The organism is Kribbella orskensis (genome assembly GCF_004342085.1).
GTDB lineage: Bacteria > Actinomycetota > Actinomycetes > Propionibacteriales > Kribbellaceae > Kribbella > Kribbella orskensis.
The window spans coordinates 109998-135931 of sequence record NZ_SLWM01000005.1; the positions used below are offsets into that span (position 1 = coordinate 109998).

Below are 25934 nucleotides of genomic sequence, written 5' to 3' on the forward strand. Positions count from 1 at the left end.
GAATACTCAGGGATATAGTGGGTATGGCTACCACGGTTGAGCCAAGGACGCTCCCGCCCCGAGCGCGTCCTTCATCGTGAGGAGGCCGACCGTGAAGCTGAATTCCGTCCGCCGTACCGCCGCTCTGCTGGCAACAGCCGGTTTGGCAGCAACCACCGCTCTGCTGGCCACCCAGGCCTCGGCCGCCCCGAGTCCTGAGATCGCGTCAGCGAGCACCATCACCTCCACCCTGTCCCGCGACGCGTCCATCCCGGGCACCGCCTGGATGACTGACCAGAAGAGCGGGCGGATCATCGTCTCGTACGACGACACCGTGAGCGGCGCCAAGTTCGACGCGCTCACCGCCGTCACCAAGCGCTTCGGCAGCCAGGTCACCCTGGAGAAACTGCCCGGCGTCCTCAGCAAGCGGATCAGTGGCGGCCAGGCCATCTACGGAGGTGGCTACCGTTGCTCGCTCGGCTTCAATGTCCGCAGCGGCAGCACCTACTACTTCCTCACCGCCGGCCACTGCACGAACCTGTCCAGCACCTGGTACGCGAACTCCTCGCAGTCGACCGTGCTCGGCACCCGGTACGGGACCAGCTTCCCGGGCAACGACTACGGCATCGTCCGGTACAGCACGTCGTACACGAACCACCCCGGCAACGTGTACCTCTACAACGGCTCGTACCAGGACATCACCGCGGCCGGTAACGCCAGCGTTGGCCAGGCGGTCAAGCGCAGCGGCAGCACGACCGGTGTGCGGAGCGGCTCGGTCACCGGCCTGAATGCCACGGTGAACTACGCCGAGGGCACCGTCACCGGCCTGATCCGGACCAACGTCTGCGCCGAGGGCGGCGACTCCGGCGGCTCGCTGTTCGCCGGCAGCATCGCGCTCGGTCTGACCTCGGGCGGCAGCGGCAACTGCTCCTCCGGTGGCACGACCTTCTTCCAGCCCGTCACCGAGGTGCTGAGCCGTTACGGCGTCAGCGTCTACTGACATTCGCGCTCGCTTGCCCCTGCGGGCTTGGTGGGTGGTTTGAACAGTACGTCGGGACCTCGGACAGGTCATTCCCTGTCCGAGGTCCCACCTTCTTGTCCGGACCCCCGACAACTGGCTGTCCCCAGGGACAATCGGCCGTCCACAGGTTGGTGATGCAGATAGATGGCCGGTGGAATCGCCTGCATGTTCTCTGGTGTGAACAAGAGATTGAGCAACGTGACCGACGAGCGTGGCGGGTGGTTCACGCGCCTTGATGCGTTGGAAGCCGGCTATAGCGACAGCGAGATCCGTCTACGCCTCCGCAAGGGTCAGTGGACGCGGCTCTGCCGGAACGCCTACGCCGAGCCTGACCGCTTGCCGGAGGGTGAATCGCCTTGGGAGCGGACGAGGCGGCTGCACGAACTGATGGCTCGCGTGGTGATCGAGCGGATGAGCGGAGAGGTGGCGATAAGCCATCAGTCGGCAGCCTTGCTCCATGGCTTGCCGGACTGGGGATTCAACCTGGACCGCGTTCAGCTCACCAGGATGGCCGGACGAGCAAGGTCCGATCGGACCTCGCAGATCCATCGGTCACCGCTGATGGCGGACGACGTCGTCGAAGTCCAAGGCTTGCGTCTCACCAGTCCCGCGATCATCGAGACAACCTGCACTTCGTCGTACGAGGTGGGTGTCGTGCTGTGCGATGCTGCCCTGCGCGAAGGGATTGCGACAGCGGAACAGCTGCTCAGTATGGCGAAACGTCTGCAGCATTGGCCCGGCTCGCCCGCCTGCCGTACTGCGGTTGCCTTCGCCGACGGCGCCAGTGAGTCCGTCGGCGAATCCAGACTGAGGGTGCTGATGGCCAACCAGGGTGTTCCACCACCGAAACTGCAGGTGGAGATTCGCAACTCGGATGGGCAGCTGCTCGGCCGGGTCGACTTCCTCATGCAGAAAGACCTTGATCGTCGAGTTCGACGGAGCTGAGAAGTACGACTCGCCGAAGGTACTCCTGGCCGAGAAGTGGCGCGAGGACCGGCTCCGCGAACTCGGCTACTCGTTCGTCAGGGTCGGGTGGGCCGATCTGGATCGTCCTCGGGAGACCGGCGACCGCCTCCACCAAGCGCTCGCCCGCGCCAACGCGGCTTGATCGTCTGCGACCCGAGTGTGTGCGGCTGGTGGGTTCGGACACCAAGTCGGGACCTGGGACAGGTTATTTCCTGTCCCAGGTCCCGAGATGGTGTTCAAGATCCCGAGAACCGCCGGGTTCAGCCGTACCCACCGGTTCAGCCGCGGCGGCGGGAGATTTCGTAGAGGGCTACGCCGGTGGCTATGCCGGCGTTGAGGGATTCAGTGGCGGTGGTGATTGGGATGGAGACGATGATGTCGCAGTTCTCGCGGACCAGGCGGGCCAGGCCCTTGCCCTCGCTGCCGACCACCAGGACGAGGGGCTCGGTGGCGTCCACCAGTTCGGGGAGCTCCACCTCGCCGCCCATGTCGAGGCCGACGATGAGCAGGCCGGCGTCCTTGTAGGACTTCAGCGCGCGGTTCAGGTTGGTCGCGCGGGCGACCGGGATCCGGGCTGCGGCACCGGCCGAGGTCTTCCACGCCGACGCCGTCATGGAGGCGGTACGACGCTCCGGCACGAGCACCCCATGAGCCCCGAAGGCGGCGGCGGACCGGGTGATGGCACCCAGGTTGCGGGGGTCCGTCACGCCGTCGAGCGCCACGATCAGCGGCGCCTGGCCGACGTCGTACGCACGGGCGAGCAGGTCGTCCGGGTGGGCGTACTCGTACGGCGGGATCTGGACCGCGACACCCTGGTGGGCGCCGTGGCTGGTGAGCCGGTCCATCTCCGTGCGCGGCACCTCGAGCAGCGAGATGCCGTGCTCGACGGCGATCAGCAGCGCCTCCCGCAGCCGGGCGTCCCTTTCGGTGCCCTCGGCAACATAAAGCGCGCTGACCGGAACGCCCGCGCGCAGTGCCTCGACCACCGGGTTGCGGCCGTAGACCCACTCGACGGTGGACTCGCCGACGTCCTTGCTGTTCTGGCGACGACCGCCGGTGCGCTCCTTGGCGCGCTCCTGCGCCTTCGCCCGCTTGTGCGCGGGGTGCTTGGTGCGGTCCACCGCCTTGGGCGTCGGGCCCTTGCCCTCCAGCCCGCGACGGACCCGGCCGCCGGAACCGGCGGTCGGGTTGCCTCGGGGCTTCTTGCGGATCGCGCCCTTGCGCTGACTACTGCCTGGCACTTCAGTTTCCTTCGGTTGAGTGGGGCGCAGCGATCGTCCAGCGAGGCCCCTGCGGGGTGTCCTCGACGACGACGCCCAGCGCCTTGAGCCGGTCGCGGATCTCGTCCGAGGCGGCATAGTCCTTGCGTTCCCTGGCGGCCTGACGCTGGTCCAGCAGAGCCTTCACCAGCCCGTCGGCCACCTCGGTGAGCTCGTCGGTCGCCCCGGTCCGGGACACCCAGGGCTCGGCCAGCGGGTCCAGCCCCAGCACGCCGAGCATCGCGCGCACGGAGGCCAGGTTTTCCTTCAGGGCAACGGAATCCCCGTCGGCGACCAGCTTATTGCCGTCCCGCACGGTGTTGTGCAGTACGGCGACCGCGGCTGGCGTCCCGAGGTCGTCGTCCATCGCGGTGACGAAGGCCTGCGGCACATCCGCCGCGGGCTGGACACCACCAGTCACCTCGGTGGCGCGGTCGACGTACCCCTCGACGCGCTGGAAGCTGGTCGCGGCCTCCTCCAGCGCGGCCATCGAGAACTCGACCACGGACCGGTAGTGCGAGCTGACCAGGTAGTACCGCAGCTCGATCGGCCGCACCTGCTCGACCACGTTGCGCACGATGGCGCCGTTGCCGAGCGACTTCGACATCTTCTCGCCGGCCGCGGTGACGAGCGCGCTGTGCATCCAGAAGCGGGCGAACTTCTGCCCGATCGCCTTCGACTGGGCCAGTTCGTTCTCGTGGTGCGGGAAGCGCAGATCGAGGCCGCCGCCGTGGATGTCGAACTCGGTGCCGAGGTACTTGCCCGCCATCGCGGAGCACTCCAGGTGCCAGCCCGGACGGCCTCGTCCCCACGGGGTCGGCCAGGACGCGGTCCGCGGGGTGTCCTCGGTCCAGCCCTTCCACAGCGCGAAGTCCCGGGGGTCGCGCTTGCCGCGCGGGTCGGCGTCCTCAGCCGGCTCCATGTCGTCGATCCGCTGGTTCGAGAGCTCGCCGTACGACGGCCAGGACTTGACGTCGAAGTAGACGTCACCCGAGCCGTCGGGCGCGACGTACGCGTGGCCGCTCGCGAGCAGCGCGTCGATCATCTCCACCATCTCGGGGATGTGACCGGTCGCGCGCGGCTCGTACGTCGGCGGGCGGCAGCCGAGCACGTCGTACGCCCAGTGCAGCTCGCGCTCGAACTCGTAGGCGTGCGCCCACCACGGGATGTGCCGCTCGGCCGACTTGGCGAGGATCTTGTCGTCGATGTCGGTCACGTTCGCGATCACGGTGACGTCGTAGCCGGACCGCTCGAGCCAGCGCCGCAGGACGTCGAACACGATCTCCTTGTAGATGTGCCCGACGTGCGGGGCACCCTGCACCGTCAGCCCACAGTGGTAGATCCCGACCTTGCCCGGATGGACCGGCTCGAAATCCCTCACTGCTGCTGTCGCGGTGTCATACAAGCGAAGTGTCACCGATCAAGGGTAACGGTGATTCGAGACTGCTCTTGACAATTCTCCACAGGCGGGCTCTGTACTGCGGTCAGGTGGTCCGTGGAGGCCGAGCCGGCCGGGCGGTCACGTGGTCTGGGAGCTGACCCGGTACTGCGGTCAGGTGGTCTGGGCCGCTCGGGGCTTCCAGCCGCCGGGTGGGTCCTCGCCGACGCGGCCGTCCACCGCCTCGCGGAGCAGGTCGGCCTGGCCGGTGTGTCGGCCGTACTCCTCGATCAGATCGCACACGAGCCGCCGCAGATTGGCGTGCTCACCCTCGTCCGAGGAGGCGTGGATCAACTGGTCGAGTCCACCCTCAGCCAGGGCCGCGCCGAGCCTCGCGCGCGAACGCTCGACGGCTCCGTCCCACAGCGCGTACAGCTCGTCGGGAGTGTCATCGGCGGCGGAGGTGAACTCCCAGTCGTTGCTGCCGTCCCAGCCGGTCGCGTCCCAGGGCGCACCCACCGGTTCCCCGCGCAGCTTCACGGTGAACTGGTAGTCCTCCTGGGCGGCGAGGTGCTTCAGCAGACCGCCGAGGGTCAGCGAGGAAGCCCCGATACGGGTCTGCAGCCCGGCGGAGTCGAGGTCGTCGGCCTTCCAGCGAAAGGTCATCCGCAGCCGGTCGAGCGCCCCGAGGAGCGCCTCCACTTCAGTGCCCGCCAGCGGCGGTTCCCACGGGGTGTCAGTGGTGTCCATGGCGCCAAACCTAAACCCCAATGCGGACGATCCGCGTCCGGGAAGCGACGATTCCACCATCGGCAATCGGCGACCCGCCGCCGGGAAGGCCGCAGCAAATTGGGTTGCGGGTGTCTCCTAGGCTCGATGGGTGACTTATTCGTTGCCGATCGAGACCGACCGTCTGACCCTTCGCCGCTATCTCGAGACCGACTACGACGACCTGCTGAAGCTCCAGTCGAACAACGACGTCACCCGCTTCCTGCTATACGAGTCGAGAACGCCCGAACAAGTCCGGGAGTCCCTGGCCGGCCGGCTGGCCGACGTACCGATGGATACCGACGGACAGGCGCTCACAGTCGCAGTGATCATGCGGGACACCGGTCAGCACGTCGGCGAGGTCACGCTGTTCGTTCACAGCGCAGAGCACCGCACGGGCGAGATCGGCTTCGTCTTCCACCCCGACTTCCACGGCCGCGGCTTCGCCGCCGAGGCGTCGGTCGAGCTGCTCCGGCTCGGCTTCGAGGAACTCGGCATGCACCGGATCATCGGCCGCCTGGACCACCGCAACACCGGTTCCGCGAACCTGCTCAAGCGCCTGGGGATGCGGCAGGAGGCGCACTTCGTTCGCAACGAGTTCCTCAAGGGTGAGTGGACCGACGAACTCGTCTTCGCGCTCCTCGCGGACGAGTGGTCCGAGCGCGGAAAGTAATTAACCAACTACACACACAACGCGGCACGCGTTCACCGCGACAGCGGGTGGCGGCAGGACTACCGTCGAAAACATGACCGCCGCCCGCGCTCTCGCCGCCCTGATCACCGGTGTCCTCGTGCTGAGCCTCGCCACCGTGCCGAGCGAGGCAGCCAAGCAACCTCAGCAGCGCGACATTGCGTACGAGACGTGGACGTCGACCTCCGACTTCCTCTCCGGCACCCGGTCCGGCACCACCGTGGCCGACGATTCCCTGACCTTCGGCACGTCGACCGGCACCAGCTCGTACGTCGATCCGTTCGGCGACGGCACGGCCAAGAGCTACGACCAGACGAGCTGGACCTCCCCACAGGTGCCGACCTCCTTCGGCCTGACCGAGCTGATCGCCTCGTGGAACGCCACCACTCCGCCCGGGACCTGGGTCGAGGTGTCGATGGCCGGCCACACGGATCTCGGCACGACCACCAAGTGGTACGTGCTCGGCCGCTGGTCGAGCGGCGACGACACCGCGGCCGGCGACATCCACCGCACATCGGTACCGAGCCAGGGCGACACCAACGGCTCCGTCGCCGTCGACACCTTCGTCGCCGCGACCGGCCGGACCCTCGACAGCTGGCAGCTGAAGGTGACGCTGTACCGCCTGTCCGGCACGACCCAGTCGCCCGTAGTCCGCTCAGTCAGTGCGATGGCATCCCGCCTGCCCGACGAGAAGAAGGTCCCGGCCAGCCCCCTGGGAGGAGCCGAAGGCCAGGTGCTCGACGTACCGACCTATTCGCAAGAGACGCACATCGGGCACTATCCGCAGTGGGACGGCGGTGGCGAGGCCTGGTGTTCGGCCACCTCCACGGCCATGGTGCTCGACTACTACGGCGCCGGCCCGACCGCGGCCGACACCGCCTGGGTGGACCCGACCGACGCGGATCCGCAGGTGGACCACTCGGCCCGCTCGGTCTTCGACTATGAGTACGACGGCGCAGGCAACTGGCCCTTCAACACCGCGTACGCCGCTACCCGTGGCATCGACACCTTCGTCACCCGGCTGAGGTCGCTCACCGAGGCCGAGCAGTTCATCAAAGCGGGCATCCCGCTGGTCGCCTCCCTCTCCTTCAAGAAGGGCGACCTCCCCGGCGCCGGCTACGGCACCAACGGCCACCTGATGGTCATCGTCGGCTTCGACGCCGCCGGCAACGTCGTCGTCAACGACCCCGCCTCCCACCTGATCGCCTCCAACGACCAGGTCCGCACCACCTACGACCGCGAAGCCTTCGAAAACGCCTGGGTCCCCCACTCCGGCGGCCTCGTCTATGTCCTCCACCCCACCACCACACAGCTACCTCCCACCACCGGCTCCCAGCCCAACTGGTAACCCGATCAGGAACCGCCCGTATGCCGGGGGCGGCGTACGGGCGGTTCCACCCCCTCCAGGTAAATCCAACCCACGCACCTCCTCCCGTCGCCGCTCAGCGAATGCCAGGTGGTCGCAGCGAGCGATCACCAGACGGCCTGGGATAGGTGCCGGGCCGCCGCGAGGCTGTTAGGCGGCCAACTCGCCTGACAAGAGTCCCCGGGGCTGCGGCTTAGGCCCGGCTGTACCGAACGACAGGAAGACGTCGCCCGCGACCCCGACCTTCACGCCTACTGAGGCGGTTCAGGCGCACGAAGAACGCAGTACTTCCTGTCGTTGCGTACATCACCCGCCTGTCCTCGGCGATCGGGCTCAGGAGCTGAGCTGTTCCAGCCAGGGGTGTTTGTCGTCGAGGCGGTGAAGCATTTCGCGGGTCTCCCACGTCACTCATCCGGCTTCTGCGGAGCTGGGCTCGGCGAAGACTCGAGTGAGTCTGCCGAGGGGTGTGGCCTGGCACTTGGCGGCCACGCGATGGGAGGCCCGGTTGGCCTCGAAAGCGCTGTATAACAAGGTCAGATCCCAGTGTCGCATCCGCTCGGTCCACGCCAACACAGTCACGGAGGCGAGTCCACGGCCGCGCGCTTGGTCCTCGGTCTGTACTCCGACCTCCGCGGCCCGATCGGTGAGGCGCGCGCAATGCGCCAGGCTCAGCACCTGTTCGCCTTCGACCAGTGCGACCCACGGGCCTTGGTCGCCGTTCATCAGGCTGTCCCACTCCTCCGCGGACCAACCACTCGGCGGGCGATAGGAGCCGGCCGTACTGACCAGGCGCAACCCCGGCGGAACGGAGTACGAGGTCGTCGACTCCAGAAGCCAACAGCGCGCGATGCTCACTCCGATCGCGGAGTCCGGCGCCAGCAGAGTCGCGCCGGTGATCGTGATCGACTGTCCGTCATAGGTGACAGCGGTGACCGCGATGGTGGCGTCCCCCAACCCGCCGTCGACTGGCGGCCAGATTGTCTCGGCCTCTAGCTGCAGCACCTTCAATGCATCCACGCGGGCTCACGCTAGACACCAACCCGCCACCGCTCCAACGGGTTTACTCACGCCCCGGCTTCTCCAGCGCCACCCAGGGGCGATCGATTGACTAGCGATAGGTAGACGGTGATAGTCGATGCATGCAGATGTTGGAGCGGGTGGTTGTTCCCCTCAGAGTTCTTCTCGTGCTGCTGTTCGCCGTGCTGGTTCTGTTGCAGACCATGTCGTTTCCGGGGCAGTTCGCGCACATGGCTGAGCAGGATCCTGAGAACGCCTACCTGCGCTGGCCGCTGACGGCCTTCGCGATCGTGGAGTTGTTGTGCGTCCAGGTCGTGATCGTTTGTACGTGGAGGTTGCTCACCCTGGTCAAGGTCGACCGGATCTTCAGCGAGGACGCCTTCAAGTGGGTCGACTCGATCGTGGTGGCAATGGCCACCGGGTGGGCGCTCTACGGCGGCGTCTCCCTGTACTTCGCGTCGCGAGCCGACGATCCCGGTGCGCCGTTGCTGCTGTTCGTGATGGGGCTGGTCGGCGGGGTGGTACTGCTGCTGGTGGTGGTGATGCGGGCATTGTTGCGGCAGGCCACGACTTTGCGCACCGACATGGAAGCGGTCATCTGATGCCCATCGTGGTCCGCATCGACGTCGAACTCGCCAAGCGCAAGATGGGCGTGGGCGAGTTCGCCGAACTGGTCGGGCTCACGCCGGCGAACGTCGCAGTACTGAAGAACGGCCGGGCCAAGGCCGTGCGCTTCAGCACCCTGGAAGCAATGTGCCGGGTGCTCGACTGCCAGCCCGGCGACCTGCTCGAGTGGGTCGAGGAACCCGACCACGACCGAGCCCACCAGGACAGCCGACCCCAGGCTGCGGCAGACGACCCCGACGCCGGCAGCTGAACCGGGGCGCCCGCAGGTGAGCGGCGAGCTGGCGTCCGGGGTGGATCACCTGCAGGTGGATCAGCGGGTGAAGAGGGCGCCGGTGAGGTTGGTGGTCAGGTTGCGGAGGGAGTCCGGGAGGTATTGGAGGTGCCAGCCGCGGGGGCCTCGGTACCAGTGGAAGCCCTCGTCTTCGTCCTGGTCGTCGTCGGTGGCTACCAGGGCGTCGATCCAGCGCTCGGAGCCGCCCAGGACCACGGCATACGGGAGGGCTCGGGAGCAGAGCTCGGCGTGCTGGTCGGTCGGGAGTTCGCTGACGTCCATCTCGAGCAGCTCGCCGCGGATGGCGGCGACCTGGCCGAGGACGCGGCCCGCGGCCGGGGCCTTGGCGGGCATGTGGCGGCCGACCAGCAGCAGGCCTACGCCCACCGCGGTGATCGCGAGGCCGAGGAGTCCCCAGCTGGACACGAGGGCCAGGACGATGGTCAGGATGACGCCGAGCACGGTGACGCCGATGCCGATGGTGGCCCACAGGGAGCGGGTGCGGTCCGGGCGCTCGGTGAACCAGCCGCGCTTGACGACCCCGTCGTACAGGGCGTCCTGGACCTGGCCGAGGTTGGCGCGGACCTGGCGGCCGAGCTCGGAGACGAGGACCGAGTCGGAGTCGCCGAAGATGGCGCGGACCAGGACGTTCTCGTATCGCTGCAGTTCCTCGGACGGCGCGTTCGCCACCCGGCGGAGCTCCCAGTCGGGGCGCGAGTACTCGGTCTCGTGCTCCAGCTCGGTGATGGTCAGGTGGCCGCGAACGGCGAGGTCGATGATCGTCGCGGTCACGTCGACCGGGTCGATCCGCTCGTCGATCAGGGTGCCCACCTCACCGGGCCGCAGGTCGGCGGGCGGGGTGAAGTCGATCCGGGTGTCCTGGCCGAGGCTGAACAGCGAAGCCGGTACGACGCGACGCGGGTCGACCTGGTCGCGTCCGCGCAAGCGGTACAGGGCGAGCAGCGCGAGGGCGCCGAGCAGCAGCACCGCCAGCGCGGTGACGAGCTGCGCGGTGTCGGTCGAGAAGGCGCGCTTGAAGGTCTTGCGGTACTCGACGATCGAGTTCGCGGCGATCTCGCCCTTCGGGAAGCCGACCGTCATCCGCACGGTGTTGCCCGGCGGCAGGCCCTGCTGGCGGAAGGTCGGACCGGCGGTCTCGCCGATCTGCGCGAGGGTGCACGGGGTGTTGCTGTCGATCGCGCCCGCGAAGCACGAGACGTGGGTGACCTCGGGCGTGCTGTAGGTGACGTTCGCGTCCTGCACGGTCAGGTTCATCCCGGTCAGCGGGGCGAACCGGACCTCGGTGCCGTTCAGCGTCTCGGCGACCGCGCCGCGAACGGTGTAGGTGAAGTCGAGCTGGATGTCGCCGGAGATGTCCGCGACCGCGATCGAGCTGATGTCGCCGTTGGTGGCCAGCTCGGACTTCTTGTCCTGGCCGGCCACCTTGACCTGCACGTCCTCGATCTTCTGCACGTGGTCGACGTCGTCGGCCAGGTGCTCACGGGTGACGACGAACCGGGTGAATGTCCCGGACACATTGCTCAGCTTCCACGATTCGGACACCTTCAGGAGCCCGTCGCGTTCGACCCGGATCTCGGTGTCGTAGTTGGTGACCACCGGGTCCGCGCTGCCTGCGGTGCCGGACGCACCCGCCTGGACGCCGGTCAGGGTCAGGAAACCGAGGACACACAGAGATGCCCCGAGCAGACGTAGACGCATCGCCCAATCACACCGTATCGAGAGGGTCAGGATGGAATCGGCCCAGCGGGCCCCTGTCCGACAGCCGGGCGGCCGGGGCAGGTCGTACCGAGTCACCGGCGGCCGGAACGGGCCGTCGACAGGGGGCACCCTATCGCGACCCATGCCGAGCGCAACGACCCGCGAGTGGACCGGCGATAGCTCGGCGGCTGCGTAGGCTGACGCGGGCCGGAGCGTCGGGGCGCCGGCTCGACCCGGTGAGGAGCAACCGCCGCAGCTACGGCCTCACCGGCCTGCTCTACAACCAGTGGCTGTATGTCGTGAACAACAGCGGCGACGTCCCCTACCTGCCCAGGGACCACGGCAGTAAGAAGAGCCACGGGTTTTGGGGCCGGCGCGGCTTCAACGGGCGCAACCCAGCCGTCTGCAACACCTTCGCGGCACCCGGCTCGCAGGTGAGCTGACGGCTGAACCGGGGCTCGGATAGCGTCGGCTCCGCACGGCCGCGCCCCAGGTCGCGTACTCGGTCCGCTGGCGGGGCACTGGAGAGAGCGCGTGTCCGACAACCAGTGGGGAGCCCCCGGGCAGTACCCGCAGCAGCCCCCGCAACAAGGGCAGATGCCGCCACCCGGGAACCACCCGCCCTCCCAAGGCCAGTACTACGGCCCGCCGCCCGCCCAAGGCGGCAACCCCCAGTACGGCGCCCCGCAGTACGGCGGCGGACCCCAGTACGGCGGACCCCCGCAGTACGGGGCTCCCCATAGCGGCGTTCCGCTGTACGGCGGCAGTCAGTACGGCGGGATGCCGCAGGGGTTCGGTTGGGGTGCTCCTCAGCCGGGTGGACCGCAGCGGCCGCCGAAGAAGAGGAGCTCGGCCAGGGTGGTCCTCCTGGTCCTCAGCACCGCCGTCCTCGGAGTAGTCGGGTTGGTTGCCGGGGTCAACCTGCTGAAGGGCGACCCTTCGTACACGAGCGAGCCGTACCCGACCACCACCTACAACCCGACAAGCGGGCCGTCCGAGACACCGACCGCGGCTCCGCCCACCTCTGCCACCAAGGCGCCGCCGGCCACCCAGCCGACGAGGACCACCCAGCCGCCGGTCAAGCCGACCGCGCCGCGGACGACCTCGGCCCCGAAGCCCAAGCCCGGCCCGACGAACCTCCAGCTGGTCAGCATCAACCGGCTGTACAAGGCCGGCACGATGCCGTCGGTCAACTGCAAGGAGTCCAAGGCCAGGCCGTCGACCGTGGCCGGGGCGAGGACCAACTACATCAACCTGCGCAACTGCCTGAACCGAGCCTGGCCGGCGCTGGTGCGAAAGGCAGGGGGCAGCTTCAGGCCGCCGACGGTGATGGTGTTCTCGGGCAACGTGAGCACGCCATGCGGCGTCTGGAGCGACAGCGGGCCGCCGTTCTACTGCAGCGGCAACGAGACCATCTACATGAACCTCACCGAGGACATCGGCAACTACAACCGCCACCCGGAGAACTACCAGCGCGTCTGGGCCCGGATGTGGATGCTGCACCAGTTCGCGCACGAGTACGGGCACCACGTGCAGAACCTGACCGGCATCTTCCAGGCGAACAGCCAGCTGCGGTACGAGGCACCCAGCAAGGCACTGGAGTTGCAGGGCAGCCGCCGGCTCGAGCTGCAGGCCTCCTGCTTCAGCGACATCTTCATCGGCGCCAACAAGCGCAGCTACCCGCTCAGCGGCGAATCGCTGCGCCAGTGGCAGTGGCTGATCGGAGCCACCATCGACCCGCAGCGTGACCACGGGAGCAAGAGCAACCACAAGTACTGGGCCCAGAAGGGCTACACCAGCCGCAGTCCAGCCTCCTGCAACACCTTCACCGCTTCCGCGGCGAGGGTGAGCTAGACGTCCGCCGCACCCATGTGCAGACGTAGAGCGCTCGTGGTGGTTAGCCTGGTCCCCCGGATCACGCCTTGGGTGTCCCGGGGGGATGAGGAACGACCGTGTCGAACGAAGAACGGAGCGCGCCACCAGGGCCGCATCAGCCGCCGGGGCCACTGCCCGACGGCTCGATACCGCTCTACGGCCACCACCCGCCGCCCGGCGCGCCAGGCGGCGGTTCCGCGCAGCCCCGCTTCGGCTGGGGCCCGGACTTCAGCGGCGAGCACCACTTCCAGCACGGCGGCGCGTCACCGCGCGAACATCTCAGCGGGCTGCTGGTCGGCCTCCTGGTGCTCGGCGGCGTGGCGGTGGTGGTCGTGATCGCCGCCCTGGCCCTCCGTGGCGGCGACTCGCCGACGGTGGCGCCTCAGCCGGGCGCCGGCCAGACCACCTCGACCGAGGCCCCGGACGACCGTCCCGGAAACCCGCCGGCCACCCCCTCGTCGCAGGACAGCGCGAAAGCCGTCACGACCAACGCCTTCTACAGCACCGGCGTCCAGCGCTCGGTCGGCTGCAGCGAGCGGCAGGTCGCGTTGAACACCCGCGCCACGGTCGAGGCGTACTACGCGAACCTGGTCGGCTGCCTCGACAAGGCCTGGACCCCGCAGGTCCAAGCGGCCAACGACACCTTCGTAGCGCCGCGGGTGGTCTTCTGGGCGGGCTCGATCCAGTCGCCCTGCGCGGGCGGTTCCTCCGTCTCCTTCTACTGCGGCGCGACCCGGACGCTCTATCTGAAGTACCAGGACGACATCCAGCTGTGGAACCGCTCGGTCGACAGCGCGAACCGGTCCTTCTCCCGGATGTGGGCCACCTACACAGCCGGCCATGAGTTCGGCCACCACCTGCAGCAGCTCACCGGCATCCTGCCCGCCGCCCGGCAGCTCGAGTACGACGCGCCGGACCGCCAAGCGCGACTCGAGGTGAGCCGCCGGCTCGAGCTGCAGGCGTCCTGCCTGGGCGCCACCTTCATGGGCGCCAACAAGACCTCGTACGGCATCACCGGTCTCGACCTGACGATCTATCGCCGGTACGTCGAGGCGCAGACCGGCGACGAGAACGACCGCGGCGGACCGCGGGACCACGGCGCGAGGACCAGTCACCAGTACTGGGCCGCGCGCGGCTTCAACACGCTCGACAGCACCAGCTGCAACACGTTCACGGCTTCGGCCAGCAAGGTCTCGTGAGGAGTATCGATGTCGGACAACTGGACTCCACCCCCTGGGCGGAACCCGCACGAGCCGGACCCGGAGGGCGAACAGCCCACCGACCGGCCCGCGCCGGAGACCCCGCCGGGGGACGGCCAGTCGCCCCTCTGGTGGACCGAGTCCACCGAGAAGCCGCAGGAGTTCCTGCAACCCGGCCCACCCGGCGACCCCACCCAGGTCCCGGCGCAGCAGGTCTCGCCGCACCAGGTCCCGCCACACCAGGCGCCACCGCCGTCCGGGCGACCCCCGGCTCCCAGGCGTCCCGGCAGCCTCTCGTGGAACCTGCCGCCCTACGGTCAACCAGGCGCCTCTGACTCCGCCGGTCAGGGCCGCCAGGGACCCCGGCATGCCGGCCCGGCCTCAGGGCGGGCATGGCCGACAGGGCCCGCCGGAAGCAGACCAGCAGCGGGCGGGCCGACAGCAGGCGGCCCGGGCGCGACTGGACCGCGTGCGGCTACGGGCGGCCACGGCCCGAACGCTGGAGGACCTGGTGCTGGTGGACCTGGTGCTGGTGGACCGGTCACTGGTGGCTGGGGGCAGGGCGGTCCGACCGCAGGTGGTCAGGGACCGGCGGCCGGCGGGCCCGCCGGTGGTGGCTTCCAGATGATGGGGCAACAGCCGGCGCAGCCGCAGACGTGGCAGTACCCGCCGATCCCGATCCCGCAACCGCCGGGACCCGGGCGCCGCCGGAAGCCGCGTCAGACCCAGAGGGGCCTGCTGATCGGCCTTGTCGTACTGGCGGTCCTGGTCGTCGGCTCAGGTGTCACGTTCGCCCTCCGCAACAGTGGAGACGACGGCAAGGTCCCCGTCTCGGCCGACACGCCGTCGGCGTCCGCGTCCCCGTCGGAGACCCCTTCGGACAGCCCGAGCGCCTCCCCGACCGAGCGCCAGCCGCCGACGACCGACGAGATCGTCACCGCCAGCAAGCTCTACACCGTCGGCGCGCTCAACCCGACGCGGTGCCTCGAGCCGAAGGCCGTCCCGTCGACCTACGCCGGAGCGAAGGCCTACTACTCGCTGGTGCTGCCCTGCATGAACCGCACCTGGTGGCTGGCCATGAAGAAGGCCGGCCTGCCGTACCGCGCACCGAAGCTCGTCGTGTACGCCGGGACAGTCGCCACCCCGTGCGCCACGGAGCGCGGCACCCGTGGCGCGTACTGCGACAGGAACGAGACGATCTACATGCCGTTCACGCTCGGCGCGAACTACTACGCGCGTAACCCGGTCTCGGGTCGCGCCTGGATGCTCGACACGTTCGCCCACCAGTACGGGCACCACGTGCAGCGTCTGAGCGGTATCTACGCGGCTTCCCTCTCCCGGCAACTGAACGCGCCGACCGCGGAGGAGAGGCTGGCCGAGAGCCGCAAGCGTGAACTGCAGGCGTCCTGCCTGGGCTCGGCCTACCTCGGGATCTCCGGTCCGTACCTCCCGCTCCGTGGCCCGCTGCTGACCACCTGGAAGTCCCTGATCGCCAACACCGGCGACGAGTTCTCCCGCCCGATGATCCGGTCGCAGGGAAGCAAGGCGAACCACAACTACTGGTCGGTGCGCGGCTTCAACTCCAAGAGCCCGAACTACTGCAACACCTTCGGGACCGCACCGGAGCGCTCCAACTGACCGACCTCACTACCACGAACACGACGAAGCCCGGGCCCCACCAGAAGGGGACCCGGGCTTCGTCGTTGCCCGGAACTTCGCCGTAGCTCAGAGCAGTAGTTCAGAGCAGTAGTTCAGAACAGCCGCCGGGCCGACGACAGCGTGCCACCGAACGCGGCGACGAAGTTCGACAGCGACTCGCCGATGTTCGACAGGTGCCAGTTCTCCGGTCCGGAGTACCAGCCGATCCCGGCGTCCGGGTCGTCGTCGTCATCCGTCGCGGCGATCTCGAGCGCCCACTTCTCCGTCAACCCGAGCACAGCCGCGTACGGCAGGCAGCGCGACGCGAACTCCAGCCGGTGGCTCTGCGGCAGATCCGCCGACGTCTCTTCGGCCAGGTACCGCTGGAGCCCTGCCACGCGACCCAGTACTGCGGCGCCACGTGCCGTGCGCGCGGGAGCAACCTGCCCGGCCAGCGTCAACGCCACGCCCGCGAGCATCACCGCGAAGCCGACCAGGCCGAACTTCGTGACGATGGCGAGCACGATCGTCAGCAGTGCACCGGCACCGAGCAGCACCAGGCCTGCCGTGGTCCAGCGGTTCCGCACGGCGTCCGGGCGGCTCGCGAACCACCCCTGCGTGACGACATCGGCGTACAGCTGCTCGCGGACCAGGCCGAGGCGCGGGCGCAGCGCGTGGCCGAGGGTGGAGACGGTGACGGTGTCGGCCTCGGCGAACACCGCGTCCAGCAGGGCTTTCTCGTACGGCAACAGCTCGGGCCCGCCGGCGTTCAGCCGCCGCAGCTCCCAGTCCAGCTTGCCGAAGTGGCTCTCCCGGTGCAGCTCCACGATGGTCAGGTAGTTGCGCACGGCAAGGTCCAGCAGCGTCGCGGTGATGTCCACGACGTCGGCGGTCTCGTCCACGACGGTGCCGACCTGACCCGGCCGGATGCCGTCGGGTGCGGCGAACTGCGGCCCGTCGGCGCCGTCCAGCACTGGGCGCTCGGGCGCGCCCTCCCCGGTCTTGCCCGCATCACGGCCGCGGAAGTACCAGAGCGCGGCCGCGGCCAGGATGCCGATGCCGAGCAGCAGCACGCTCAGCCCGAGGGTGGTCGAGTCGACGGTGAACGCGCGGCCCAGCGACCAGCGGGTCTTGAACTCGGCGTTCGGCTGGACCGTGGCCTGGTCGCTCAGCCCGGTCAGGAAGGTCAGCCGGCCAGCGGCGGGGATGCCGTTCTGCTCGATCTCCAGCGCGGCGGACTCGGCCAGCTGCGACGTCGTACACGGCATGCTCGAGCCGACGCGGCCGGCGAAGCAGGTCACCCAGGTCGCGAACGGGACGTTCACCGTCACGGCCGCCTTCGGGATCGAGGCGCTGTAGCCCTGCACGATCGGCCAGCTCACCTCGCGGCCCTCGGTCGAGTCGGCGACCACGTTGTCCACGTCGTAGCTGTAGACGATCTTGGCCTGGCCGGACGCCTTCAGGCTGAGCTCGCGGCCGTTGTCGATCGCCTTGTTCTCGAAGTTCTCGGCCGGCTGACCGTTCACCGTGGCCGAGATGTTGGAGATCGCGTAGATGCGGTCCTCCGCCGCGTCCGACCGGACCCGGGTCGCCAGCGTCCGGCGGAAGGTGTCGCCGCCGGCGGTCAGATCCACCGTCTCCTTGACCTTCAGGATCCCGTCACCCGTCAGGGTCGCCTCGGCGACGTACGACGTGATCTGGTCGTCCGCGGCCTGCGCCGGCAACGTGCCGAAGGCAACAAAAGGGACTGTCAGAGACGCGAGCAGGGCGGCCGGCAAGAGGCGGCGCTTCAGTGACATGGGTCGAGAGTAGTCTCGTGCCGGTTCGTCCAGCGAACCCAGACGACCGACGAGTAGCGGAAGGGGGAACGACACGTGAGCGACCCGTACGGGTACGACGGACGTCCCCAGGATCGGCCGGCGCCACCGCCCGGCGTACTGCCTCCGCCGCAGGCGACGCAGTGGCAGCAGGGCACCTACGCACCCCCTCGCCAGCAGTACCCGCCGCAGCAGCCGTACCCCGGCCAGCAGGGTCAGTACCCCGGGCAACAAGGCCAGTACCAAGGGCAGTACCAGGGTCAATGGGCCCAGCCGTACTACGGCGGCGGCCCCAACCACTTCAACGGCTTCCAGCCGCCGCGGCGCAAGTCCAGCGCGATCCGCCTGGTGCTGATGGGGTTCTTCGTCGTCGCGTTCGTCGGGATCGCGCTGTCCGTGGTCGGCGTGATGCTGGCCGGCGGCGGGACCGACACCGCCGGCCGGCCCGGTACGAACGGCCCGTCCGTCGTGCCGACCGCGACCACGAACCCGGAGAAGGGCACCGCCGAGGACTTCCTCCTGAACGCCCCGGTGTACCAGGTCGGCGGCCTCGGCGAGCTGAACTGCCCGGCCGAGAAGCTCGGCGACGGCGGCCTGGCCGCGCAGAAGGTGTACTACCAGAAGCTCTTCAAGTGTTTGAACGACGCCTGGCGGCCCGCCTTCGCCAAGCTCGGCTCGGACAAGCCGGACCCTGGTCTGGTCGTCTTCGACCAGCCGGTGGTCACTCCCTGTGGCAGGTTCGCTCCGCTGTCCGGCCGGGTGCTCGCCTTCTACTGCTACGGGAACTCGGTGATGTACACCGACGTGAAGCAGATGAACAAGGCCTTCGGGTCGAAGCAGGACCTGGCCTTCCTGATGACGATCGCGCACGAGTACGGCCATCACGTGCAGGGCGTCAGCGACCTCTTCTACGCGCGGGCCGTCTACCTGCAGGACCACCCGGAGCAGAAACTCGAGAGCTCCCGCCGCAACGAGTTGCAGGCATCCTGCTTCGCCGGCGTCTTCAGCCGCGCGGTGGAGAAGTCCTACCCGTTCACCAACCGGATGGCCGAGTTCGAACGCCAGGCCAGCAACAGCTTCGGCGAGAGCCCCGACACGCCCGAGGACGAGCGGACCCACGGCCTCGCCACGAGTCAGGGCTTCTGGATCCTGAACGGCCTGAACGTCGGCGAGACCAAGGCCTGCAACACCTTCGCCGCCCCGACCAACCTGGTGAAATAGGCCGCTGGTCCAGGCCTCGAGTCAGACACCCCCGTCACCCCGGACATCCGCAGTTGGTGTCCGGGTGACGTCGTATTCGGGAGCAGGACGGCCAACCGGCGTATCATCCGCCCCGTGACACTGCGACGGGGGGACAGCGCTCCACCCGAGCGCACGCTGGTCGACATCCTGCAGGCGACGGCAGCGACGTATCCCGACGAGCCTGCGCTCGACGACTCGCACGTCAGCCTCAGCTACCGCGAACTGCTCCACCAGGTGACGAGGTTCGCGGGGCGCCTGACCGCTCTCGGCATCGGCCCGGGCGACCGCGTCGGAGTACGGATCTCCTCCGGTCACAACGACCTGTACGTCGCGATCCTGGGCAGCCTGCAGGCGGGCGCCGCCTACGTCCCGGTCGACGCGGACGACCCCGAGGAGCGCGCCGAACTCGTCTTCGGCGAGGCCGCTGTCGCCGCGATCGTCACCGACGACCTGGAGATCACCTCCACCCGGCTCCAGCCGGAGGAAGCCTCCGACGGCTACTACGACTACCCCTACTCCGCCCGGATGGACGCCGGACCACCCGCCGGTACCGCGGGCGCCGGTACCGCGGTCGCCGGTACCGCGGTCGCCGGTACCGCGGTCGCTGGTCCGTCGCGGACAGGTCATCGGGGTGACGACGGCCCGGGTCCCGACGACGACGCCTGGATCATCTTCACCTCGGGATCGACCGGCGTACCGAAGGGAGTCGCGGTCACGCACCGCTCGGCGGCGGCCTTCGTCGACGCCGAGGCGAGGATGTTCCTGCAGGCCGAACCGATCGGCGCGGAGGACCGGGTGCTCGCCGGGTTGTCTGTGGCGTTCGACGCGTCCTGCGAGGAGATGTGGCTGGCCTGGCGGCACGGCGCCTGCCTGGTGCCCGCGCCGCGGTCGCTGGTGCGTAGCGGAATGGACCTCGGCCCCTGGCTGGTGGCGCAGGGAATCACCGTCGTGTCGACGGTCCCGACCCTCGCGGCGCTCTGGCCCGCGGACGCGCTGGACAACGTGCGGCTGCTGATCTTCGGCGGCGAGGCCTGTCCGCCCGAGCTCGCCGAGCGACTGGCGGTCGACGGCCGCGAGGTCTGGAACACCTACGGCCCGACCGAGGCGACCGTCGTCGCTTGCGGCGCCCGGCTCACCGGAGTGGGTCCGGTCCGGATCGGTTTGCCCCTGGATGGCTGGGATCTGGCCGTCGTCGATGCCGCAGGCAACGAAGTGCCCGAGGGCGGTACCGGTGAGTTGATCATCGGCGGAATCGGTCTGGCCCGGTATCTCGACCCCGCCAAGGACGCGGAGAAGTTCGCCCCGATGCCGTCGCTCGGCTGGGACCGCGCCTACCGAAGTGGCGACCTGGTCCGGAACGAGGCGGAGGGCCTGGTGTTCATGGGCCGGGCCGACGAGCAGATCAAGCTCGGCGGCCGGCGGATCGAGCTCGGCGAGGTGGACGCCGCCCTGCAAGCACTGCCCGGCATCTCCGGCGCCGCTGCCGCCGTCCGGACCAGCGGGGCGGGGAATCAGCTTCTCGTCGGGTACGTCGTACCGGACGAGCCCGAGTCGTTCGACCGGCAAGCGGCGACCGAGCGGTTGCGCGAGGAGCTCCCGGCCGCGCTGGTCCCGTTGCTCGCCGTCACCGACACCCTGCCGACCAGGACCAGCGGCAAGGTGGATCGGGCGGCTCTGCCCTGGCCGCTGCCGGGGATGGAGACCGACGGCCCGGCAGCTGAGCTCGACGGAACCGCGGGCTGGCTCGCGACGCGGTGGACGAAGGTCCTCGGCGCGCAGGTCACCGGGCCCGACAACGACTTCTTCCTGCACGGCGGCGGCAGTCTCGCCGCGGCCCAACTGGTCTCCGCCTTGCGCGAGCGGTACCCGGAAGCCACGGTCGGCGACATCTACGACTACCCGCGGCTCGGAGCGCTGGCCGATCGGCTGGACTCCTTCAGCTCCACTGCCGAGCCGGTCGAGATCCGCGAGATCAAGCCGACTCCTCCTGCAACGCAGGTCCTGCAGACGGCACTCACCCTGGTGCTGCAGACCGTGGTCGGCGTGCGATGGCTGGTCTGGCTCTTCACCCTGAACAACCTGCTGGCGCTCACGGACGGCCCGCACCCGTGGGTGCGCACAGTGTCGTGGTGGTGGATCCTCGCCGGCTGGCTGATCCTCATCACGCCCGCAGGCCGGATGGGTATCGCCGTCGTCGGTGCCCGACTGCTGTTGCGCGGGCTGGAACCAGGCATCTACCCGCGCGGCGGCAGCGTCCACGTCCGCCTGTGGGCGGCGGAGAACCTCGCCGACGCGGCAGGCGCCGCGAACCTCGCGGGGGCGCCCTGGATCGCCTACTACGCAAGGGCACTCGGCGCGAAGATCGGCCGCGGCGTCGACCTGCACACGCTCCCGCCCGTCACCGGCCTGTTCACGATGGGCCGTGGCGCCTCTATCGAGCCAGAGGTCGACCTCTCCGGCTACTGGATCGACGGGGACCGCCTGCACGTCGGTACGGTCACCGTCGGCGCCGAGGCCGTCGTCGGCTCGCGGAGCACCCTGCTGCCCGGCGCGGAGGTCGGCCGCAACGCGGAGATCGCCGCCGGTTCGGCCGTGTCCGGCAAGGTCCCCGCCGGCGAACGCTGGTCGGGATCACCCGCCTCCCGCGTCGGTCGCGCGCGCCACCCGTGGCCCGACGAACGCCCCGCCCGCGCCCCTTTCTGGGTCCTTGCGTACGGCGCTGCCTCCGCGCTGATGTCACTCCTTCCGCTGGGAGCCGCCGCGGCCGCCATCGTCGTACTGTGGCGGGCCGTGCGGGCGACTTCGTCGCTCGGGGACGCTGCTCTGCACGCGTTGTGGGCGGTTCCGCTGATGACGCTGGTCGGGTTCGTGACGTTGGCGCTGCTGACCTTGATCGGGGTCAGGCTCCTGGGGATCGGGATCAAACCCGGGCACTTCCCGGTGCGGAGCCGGTTCGGCTGGCAGGTCTGGGCCACGGAGAGGTTGCTCGACTCCGCCCGCACGTTGCTCTTCCCGCTCTACGCGAGCCTGCTGACGCCGTTCTGGCTGCGGGCGCTCGGGGCGAAGATCGGCCGCGATGTCGAGGCCTCCACCGTCCTGCTGCTGCCCAAGATGACCACCGTCGGCGAAGGGGCGTTCCTGGCCGACGACACGATGATCGCGTCGTACGAACTGGGTGGCGGCTGGCTGCACGTGGCCGGCGCGAAGGTCGGCAAACGGGCCTTCCTCGGCAACTCGGGGATGACCGCGCCCGGTCGCTCGGTGCCGAAGAACGGCCTGGTCGCGGTGCTCTCGGCCGCGCCGAAGAAGTCCAAGGCGGGCACGTCCTGGCTCGGCAGCCCACCGGTGAAGCTGCGGCGCCAGGCGATCGAGGGCGACCAGAGCAGGACGTTCAACCCGCCCCTGCGGCTGAAGTTCGCCCGGGCCGCCGTCGAGCTGTGCCGGTTCTTCCCGATGATGTGCACTGTCCTGATCGCGCTGGGCGTGCTGTTCACCCTGCAGGCGCTCGATCTCTGGCTCGGCCCGTGGTGGACCTTCCTGCTGTCCGGCGCGGTGATCCTGGCCGCTGGAGCCGTGGCGGGCGCGATGGCCACGGTCGCCAAGTGGGTCATCGTCGGCCGGACCAAGGCCGTCGACTACCCGCTGTGGAGCAGTTTCATCTGGCGGAACGAGGTCGTCGACACCTTCGTCGAGATGGTCGCCGCACCCTGGTTCGCGAACGCCGCCGCCGGTACGCCGGTGCTGGCGCTGTGGCTGCGCACCCTCGGCGCGAAGATCGGCAAGGGCGTCTGGTGCGAGACGTACTGGCTGCCCGAGGCGGACCTGATCACCCTCGGCGACGGTGCCTCGGTGAATCGCGGATGCGTGCTCCAGACGCACCTGTTTCATGACAGGGTTTGTTCCATGAGCACCGTCACCTTCGGGCCAGGATCAACCCTCGGGCCGCACGGCATCATCCTGCCGGCGGCCTCGATCGGAGCGGGCGCCACCATCGGCCCGGTCTCCCTGGTGATGCGCGGCGAGAGCGTTCCGGCCGGCTCGCGCTGGGCCGGGAACCCGATCGCCCCCTGGCGCGGTTGATGGTTGCCGAGGTCAAAGGGAGCCCGGGTGACGACACGGCCGGGGATTCCTATGTTCCGGCCCGTGGCAACGGCGGCTACCACGTCGAGTCGTACGAGCTCGACCTCGACTACCGGGTCAACAGCAACCGGCTGACCGGCAAGGCCACCATCACCGCCGTCGCGACCCAGGCGCTGTCCCGGCTGAGCTTCGACTTGGCCGGACTCCGGGTGACGAAGGTCTACGTCAACGGGCGCCGCGCCGCGCGGTACACGCATCGCAGCGGCAAGCTGCACGTCTGGCCCGCCAGCACCATCGTCGACGGCGGCGAGTTCGTCGTGGACGTGCAGTACTCCGGCAACCCCGCGCCGATCGACAGCCCGTGGGGCGAGCTCGGCTGGGAGGAGCTGACCGAAGGCGTGATCGTGGCGAGCCAGCCGAGCGGCGCGGCCACCTGGTTTCCCTGCAACGACCACCCCGGCGACAAGGCGCACTACCGGATCACCATCACCACCGACTCGCCGTACCACGTGGTCGCGAACGGGAGACTCGTCTCCCGGCGGACGAAGGCGAGCCGCACGAGCTGGGTGTACGACCAGGCGGCCCCGATGGCGACGTACCTTGCGACTGTCCAGATCGGCCGGTACGACGTACTGGAGCTAGCCTCGTCCCCGGTGACCATGCGGGCGGTGTTGCCGGCTGCGCAGGTGCGGGAGTTCCGCTCGGACTTCGGGCGGCAGCAGGCCATGATGCAGCTGTTCACCAGATTGTTCGGGCCGTACCCGTTCGGTAGTTACACCGTGGTGGTGACAGACGACCCGCTCGAGATTCCGCTGGAGGCGCAGGGCATCTCGGTGTTCGGCAGCAACCATGTCGACGGGCGGCGCGGTGCGGAGCGGCTGGTGGCGCACGAGCTCGCCCACCAGTGGTTCGGCAACAGCCTGACCCCGGCGAGCTGGCGGCACATCTGGCTGAACGAGGGATTCGCCTGCTACGCCGAGTGGTTGTGGTCGGAGGAGTCGGGCGGCCTGAGTGCGTCGCAGCAGGTGACGAGGGCCTACAACCGGCTGAAGGGGCTCGACCAGGACCTGGTGCTGTCGGATCCCGGGCCGGATCTGATGTTCGACGACCGGCTCTACAAGCGCGGCGCGATCTCTCTGCATGTCCTGCGGCAACTGCTGGGCGACGACACGTTCTTCGGGCTGCTGCGGACCTGGACCCGGCGGTACCGGCACGGCTCGGTGACCACGGACGCCTTCATCTCCTTGGCCGCCGAGGCCTGCGCGGACGGGGACGCCGTACGGGAGCTGTTCTCCGTCTGGCTGGACTCTCCGGTGCTGCCGGTTCTCCCCCGGGCCAACCGGCGCCGCTGACTGTGCGGCTGTCGTCTCGGTGGTCCTTAGGATCGCTGGTATGACATCTTCTCGGATTGCTGTCACCACGGACGCGGCGCCGGCTCCGCGTGGGCACTACTCGCAGGCGCGGATCGTCGGCGACCTGATCTTCACCGCGGGAGTGCTGGCCTACGACCCGAAGACCAACGACCTGGTCGGCGAAGGAGACGCGGCCGAGCAGACCCGCCAGATCTTCCGCAACCTGTCGGCCATCCTCGCCGAGGCCGGCGCCTCCCTCGACGACATCGTCAAGCTGACCGCCTTCCTCCAGGACCTGGACCGCGACCGCCAGGCCTACGACGCGGTCTTCCCCGAGTTCCTCACCACCCCGTACCCCGCCCGCCTGACCGCCGGCGCCCGCCTAGGCGGCCAAGCCCTCGTAGAAATCGAGGTAATCGCCACCCGCCCGTAAAACCCGAGCGCTGGCGGACCGGGTGGGAGCGACGGCGGAGGAGCTGCGGGTGGGCGGAGTACTAGTAGATCAGCGCGGTGGCGATGGCCGCGATGCCCTCGCCGCGGCCGGTCAACCCCAGTCCGTCCGTCGTCGTCGCCGACACCGACACCTCCGCGTCGCAGGCGGTGCTGAGGGCTTTTTCGGCTTCGAGGCGGCGGGTGCCGACGCGGGGGCGGTTGCAGATGAGCTGGATCGAGATGTTGCCGATCTCGAAGCCGGCGGCGCGGACTCGGCGGGCTGCCTCGGCCAGGAGGGCGGCGCCTGACGCCCCGGCCCACTCGGGTTCGGAGGTGCCGAAGTTGGAACCCAGGTCGCCGAGCCGGGCGGCCGAGAGCAGCGCGTCACAGGCCGCGTGAGCCGCCACATCGCCGTCCGAGTGCCCCGCAGGGCCGGCCGTCTCCTCGGGCCACAGGAGCCCCGCGAGCCACATCTGCCGGCCTTCCTCGACCGGATGGACGTCGACGCCCGTCCCCACCCGTGGCACCTTCATGAGGATCGCCTTTCCGCGAGGATCGACTCGGCCAGGATCAGGTCCCGCGGCCGCGTCACCTTGAACGCGTCCTCGGACCCCTCGACGGTCTGCACGGTTACCCCGAGTCGCTCGCACAACATCGCGTCATCGGTCGCCCCGAGGCCCTCGGCGGCATGCGCCCGCCGCAGCAACGACGGCTCGAACCCCTGCGGAGTCTGTACCGCGACCAACGCCGACCGGTCCGGCGTATCGACCACCTTGCCGACCGGATCGACCCGCTTGATCGTGTCCGTGACAGGAACCACCGGTACCACCGCCGGAGCCCCGGAACGCACGGCGGCGACCACGCGCTCGATCACCGCAACCGGCACGAAGGACCGGGCCGCGTCGTGCACGAGGATGCAGTCGATCCCCTCGGTCGGGACCAGGTCCAGGGCAGCCCGGACGGAATCCGTCCGCTCGGTGCCACCCGCAACCACCTGGAGCGTCGCGGTCCCGACGTACGGCTCGAGCAGTTTGAGGACGACGTCCTCGCTGCCCGGCGGTACCGCGATCACAAAACAGGTGAGGTCGGCGGCGGTCGCTGCCCGCAGTCCACGTACGGCGTGGACCAGCAGCGATTCGCCACCGACCTCTCGAAATGCTTTTGGTGCCTCACCACCCAGCCGTACCCCGAAACCGGCCGCCGGGATGATCGCCGCAGTACTCACGACGCCATCATG

General features: G+C 69.2%; 23 protein-coding genes. 15 read left to right on the forward strand and 8 right to left on the reverse strand.

Features of this window, described 5'->3' with window-relative positions; genetic code table 11:
* Positions 1 to 91: 91 nt before the first annotated feature.
* The 3 genes from EV644_RS15855 (at position 92) to EV644_RS15865 (ending at position 2108) form a co-directional block, all read left to right on the forward strand.
* Positions 92 to 979: a S1 family peptidase gene (locus tag EV644_RS15855; RefSeq protein ID WP_132189042.1), complete on the forward strand. Its 888-nt coding sequence runs from the start codon at positions 92 to 94 to the stop codon at positions 977 to 979.
* A 198-nt stretch (positions 980 to 1177) separates the two neighbouring features.
* Complete coding sequence (locus tag EV644_RS15860) at positions 1178 to 1945, forward strand: type IV toxin-antitoxin system AbiEi family antitoxin domain-containing protein (RefSeq protein WP_132333376.1); 768 nt, start codon at positions 1178 to 1180, stop codon at positions 1943 to 1945.
* Positions 1920 to 2108 carry a hypothetical protein gene (locus EV644_RS15865; RefSeq protein ID WP_132189044.1) on the forward strand — a complete coding sequence of 63 codons (189 nt, stop codon included), beginning with the start codon at positions 1920 to 1922 and terminating at the stop codon, positions 2106 to 2108. The genes EV644_RS15860 and EV644_RS15865 overlap by 26 nt, the downstream gene beginning before the upstream one ends.
* Positions 2109 to 2244: 136 nt before the next feature.
* Here EV644_RS15865 and rlmB read toward each other — a convergent pair whose 3' ends face one another.
* The 3 genes from rlmB to EV644_RS15880 form a co-directional block, all read right to left on the reverse strand.
* A complete protein-coding gene (gene rlmB, locus EV644_RS15870) occupies positions 2245 to 3207 on the reverse strand; it encodes a 23S rRNA (guanosine(2251)-2'-O)-methyltransferase RlmB (protein WP_132189045.1) in 963 nt (320 codons plus the stop codon).
* Position 3208: 1 nt separating this feature from the next.
* Positions 3209 to 4642: a cysteine--tRNA ligase gene (cysS, locus tag EV644_RS15875; RefSeq protein ID WP_132189046.1), complete on the reverse strand. Its 1434-nt coding sequence runs from the start codon at positions 4640 to 4642 to the stop codon at positions 3209 to 3211.
* A 135-nt stretch (positions 4643 to 4777) separates the two neighbouring features.
* The gene (locus EV644_RS15880) at positions 4778 to 5353 is read right to left on the reverse strand and encodes a mycothiol transferase (RefSeq protein ID WP_132189047.1); all 576 of its coding nucleotides are present in this window, start codon (positions 5351 to 5353) and stop codon (positions 4778 to 4780) included.
* 130 nt (positions 5354 to 5483) lie between these two features.
* On the opposite strand from EV644_RS15880, the gene EV644_RS15885 reads away from it, so the two are divergent.
* On the forward strand, positions 5484 to 6044 hold the full coding sequence (locus EV644_RS15885) for a GNAT family N-acetyltransferase (protein WP_132189048.1): 561 nt from the start codon (positions 5484 to 5486) through the stop codon (positions 6042 to 6044).
* Positions 6045 to 6117: 73 nt separating this feature from the next.
* Complete coding sequence (locus tag EV644_RS15890) at positions 6118 to 7410, forward strand: C39 family peptidase (protein ID WP_132189049.1); 1293 nt, start codon at positions 6118 to 6120, stop codon at positions 7408 to 7410.
* Positions 7411 to 7836: 426 nt separating this feature from the next.
* Here the strand turns inward: EV644_RS15890 and EV644_RS15895 are convergent, their stop codons facing one another.
* A complete protein-coding gene (locus tag EV644_RS15895) occupies positions 7837 to 8445 on the reverse strand; it encodes a GNAT family N-acetyltransferase (protein ID WP_132189050.1) in 609 nt (202 codons plus the stop codon).
* 122 nt (positions 8446 to 8567) lie between these two features.
* Here EV644_RS15895 and EV644_RS15900 point away from each other — a divergent pair, with 122 nt between their 5' ends.
* Entirely contained in the window at positions 8568 to 9047 is a 480-nt protein-coding gene (locus EV644_RS15900) for a DUF2975 domain-containing protein (RefSeq protein ID WP_132189051.1), read from the forward strand.
* Positions 9047 to 9322 (forward strand): helix-turn-helix domain-containing protein, encoded by a 276-nt coding sequence (locus tag EV644_RS15905; RefSeq protein WP_132189052.1) that lies wholly within the window; start codon positions 9047 to 9049, stop codon positions 9320 to 9322. The genes EV644_RS15900 and EV644_RS15905 overlap by 1 nt, the downstream gene beginning before the upstream one ends.
* A gap of 60 nt (positions 9323 to 9382) precedes the next feature.
* Here EV644_RS15905 and EV644_RS15910 read toward each other — a convergent pair whose 3' ends face one another.
* Positions 9383 to 11062 carry a DUF2207 domain-containing protein gene (locus tag EV644_RS15910; RefSeq protein ID WP_132189053.1) on the reverse strand — a complete coding sequence of 560 codons (1680 nt, stop codon included), beginning with the start codon at positions 11060 to 11062 and terminating at the stop codon, positions 9383 to 9385.
* A 236-nt stretch (positions 11063 to 11298) separates the two neighbouring features.
* Here EV644_RS15910 and EV644_RS15915 point away from each other — a divergent pair, with 236 nt between their 5' ends.
* From EV644_RS15915 to EV644_RS15930, 4 genes are all read left to right on the forward strand, one after another.
* Positions 11299 to 11505, forward strand: a complete 207-nt coding sequence (locus EV644_RS15915; RefSeq protein ID WP_132189054.1) for a hypothetical protein — start codon at positions 11299 to 11301, stop codon at positions 11503 to 11505.
* A gap of 91 nt (positions 11506 to 11596) precedes the next feature.
* On the forward strand, positions 11597 to 12916 hold the full coding sequence (locus EV644_RS15920) for a neutral zinc metallopeptidase (protein WP_241998213.1): 1320 nt from the start codon (positions 11597 to 11599) through the stop codon (positions 12914 to 12916).
* Between the two features lie 98 nt (positions 12917 to 13014).
* Complete coding sequence (locus tag EV644_RS15925) at positions 13015 to 14136, forward strand: neutral zinc metallopeptidase (protein WP_132189055.1); 1122 nt, start codon at positions 13015 to 13017, stop codon at positions 14134 to 14136.
* A gap of 624 nt (positions 14137 to 14760) precedes the next feature.
* Positions 14761 to 15774: a neutral zinc metallopeptidase gene (locus EV644_RS15930; RefSeq protein ID WP_132189056.1), complete on the forward strand. Its 1014-nt coding sequence runs from the start codon at positions 14761 to 14763 to the stop codon at positions 15772 to 15774.
* 113 nt (positions 15775 to 15887) lie between these two features.
* On the opposite strand, the gene EV644_RS15935 is transcribed toward EV644_RS15930, so the two are convergent.
* Entirely contained in the window at positions 15888 to 17573 is a 1686-nt protein-coding gene (locus tag EV644_RS15935; protein ID WP_132189057.1) for a DUF2207 domain-containing protein, read from the reverse strand.
* Positions 17574 to 17648: 75 nt separating this feature from the next.
* On the opposite strand from EV644_RS15935, the gene EV644_RS15940 reads away from it, so the two are divergent.
* From EV644_RS15940 to EV644_RS15955, 4 genes are all read left to right on the forward strand, one after another.
* Complete coding sequence (locus tag EV644_RS15940) at positions 17649 to 18812, forward strand: neutral zinc metallopeptidase (protein ID WP_132189058.1); 1164 nt, start codon at positions 17649 to 17651, stop codon at positions 18810 to 18812.
* A gap of 114 nt (positions 18813 to 18926) precedes the next feature.
* Positions 18927 to 22913 (forward strand): Pls/PosA family non-ribosomal peptide synthetase, encoded by a 3987-nt coding sequence (locus EV644_RS15945; RefSeq protein ID WP_132189059.1) that lies wholly within the window; start codon positions 18927 to 18929, stop codon positions 22911 to 22913.
* The gene (locus EV644_RS15950; RefSeq protein WP_132189060.1) at positions 22913 to 24265 is read left to right on the forward strand and encodes a M1 family metallopeptidase; all 1353 of its coding nucleotides are present in this window, start codon (positions 22913 to 22915) and stop codon (positions 24263 to 24265) included. Before EV644_RS15945 ends, EV644_RS15950 begins: the two co-directional genes overlap by 1 nt.
* Positions 24266 to 24305: 40 nt before the next feature.
* Positions 24306 to 24698 (forward strand): RidA family protein, encoded by a 393-nt coding sequence (locus EV644_RS15955; protein WP_132189061.1) that lies wholly within the window; start codon positions 24306 to 24308, stop codon positions 24696 to 24698.
* A gap of 61 nt (positions 24699 to 24759) precedes the next feature.
* Here the strand turns inward: EV644_RS15955 and ispF are convergent, their stop codons facing one another.
* Together ispF and ispD are read right to left on the reverse strand one after the other, a co-directional pair.
* Entirely contained in the window at positions 24760 to 25230 is a 471-nt protein-coding gene (gene ispF, locus EV644_RS15960; RefSeq protein ID WP_132189062.1) for a 2-C-methyl-D-erythritol 2,4-cyclodiphosphate synthase, read from the reverse strand.
* On the reverse strand, positions 25227 to 25922 hold the full coding sequence (gene ispD, locus EV644_RS15965) for a 2-C-methyl-D-erythritol 4-phosphate cytidylyltransferase (protein WP_132189063.1): 696 nt from the start codon (positions 25920 to 25922) through the stop codon (positions 25227 to 25229). The genes ispF and ispD overlap by 4 nt, the downstream gene beginning before the upstream one ends.
* Between the last annotated feature and the right edge of the window lie 12 nt (positions 25923 to 25934).

Coding starts and splice junctions, on each gene's coding strand:
- EV644_RS15880 (WP_132189047.1), bottom strand. CDS start 5,353: ATGGACACCACTGACACCCCGTGGGAACCGCCGCTGGCGGGCACTGAA.
- EV644_RS15890 (WP_132189049.1), top strand. CDS start 6,118: ATGACCGCCGCCCGCGCTCTCGCCGCCCTGATCACCGGTGTCCTCGTG.
- EV644_RS15900 (WP_132189051.1), top strand. CDS start 8,568: ATGCAGATGTTGGAGCGGGTGGTTGTTCCCCTCAGAGTTCTTCTCGTG.
- EV644_RS15905 (WP_132189052.1), top strand. CDS start 9,047: ATGCCCATCGTGGTCCGCATCGACGTCGAACTCGCCAAGCGCAAGATG.
- EV644_RS15910 (WP_132189053.1), bottom strand. CDS start 11,062: ATGCGTCTACGTCTGCTCGGGGCATCTCTGTGTGTCCTCGGTTTCCTG.
- EV644_RS15930 (WP_132189056.1), top strand. CDS start 14,761: ATGATGGGGCAACAGCCGGCGCAGCCGCAGACGTGGCAGTACCCGCCG.
- EV644_RS15935 (WP_132189057.1), bottom strand. CDS start 17,573: ATGTCACTGAAGCGCCGCCTCTTGCCGGCCGCCCTGCTCGCGTCTCTG.
- EV644_RS15950 (WP_132189060.1), top strand. CDS start 22,913: ATGGTTGCCGAGGTCAAAGGGAGCCCGGGTGACGACACGGCCGGGGAT.
- EV644_RS15955 (WP_132189061.1), top strand. CDS start 24,306: ATGACATCTTCTCGGATTGCTGTCACCACGGACGCGGCGCCGGCTCCG.
- ispF (WP_132189062.1), bottom strand. CDS start 25,230: ATGAAGGTGCCACGGGTGGGGACGGGCGTCGACGTCCATCCGGTCGAG.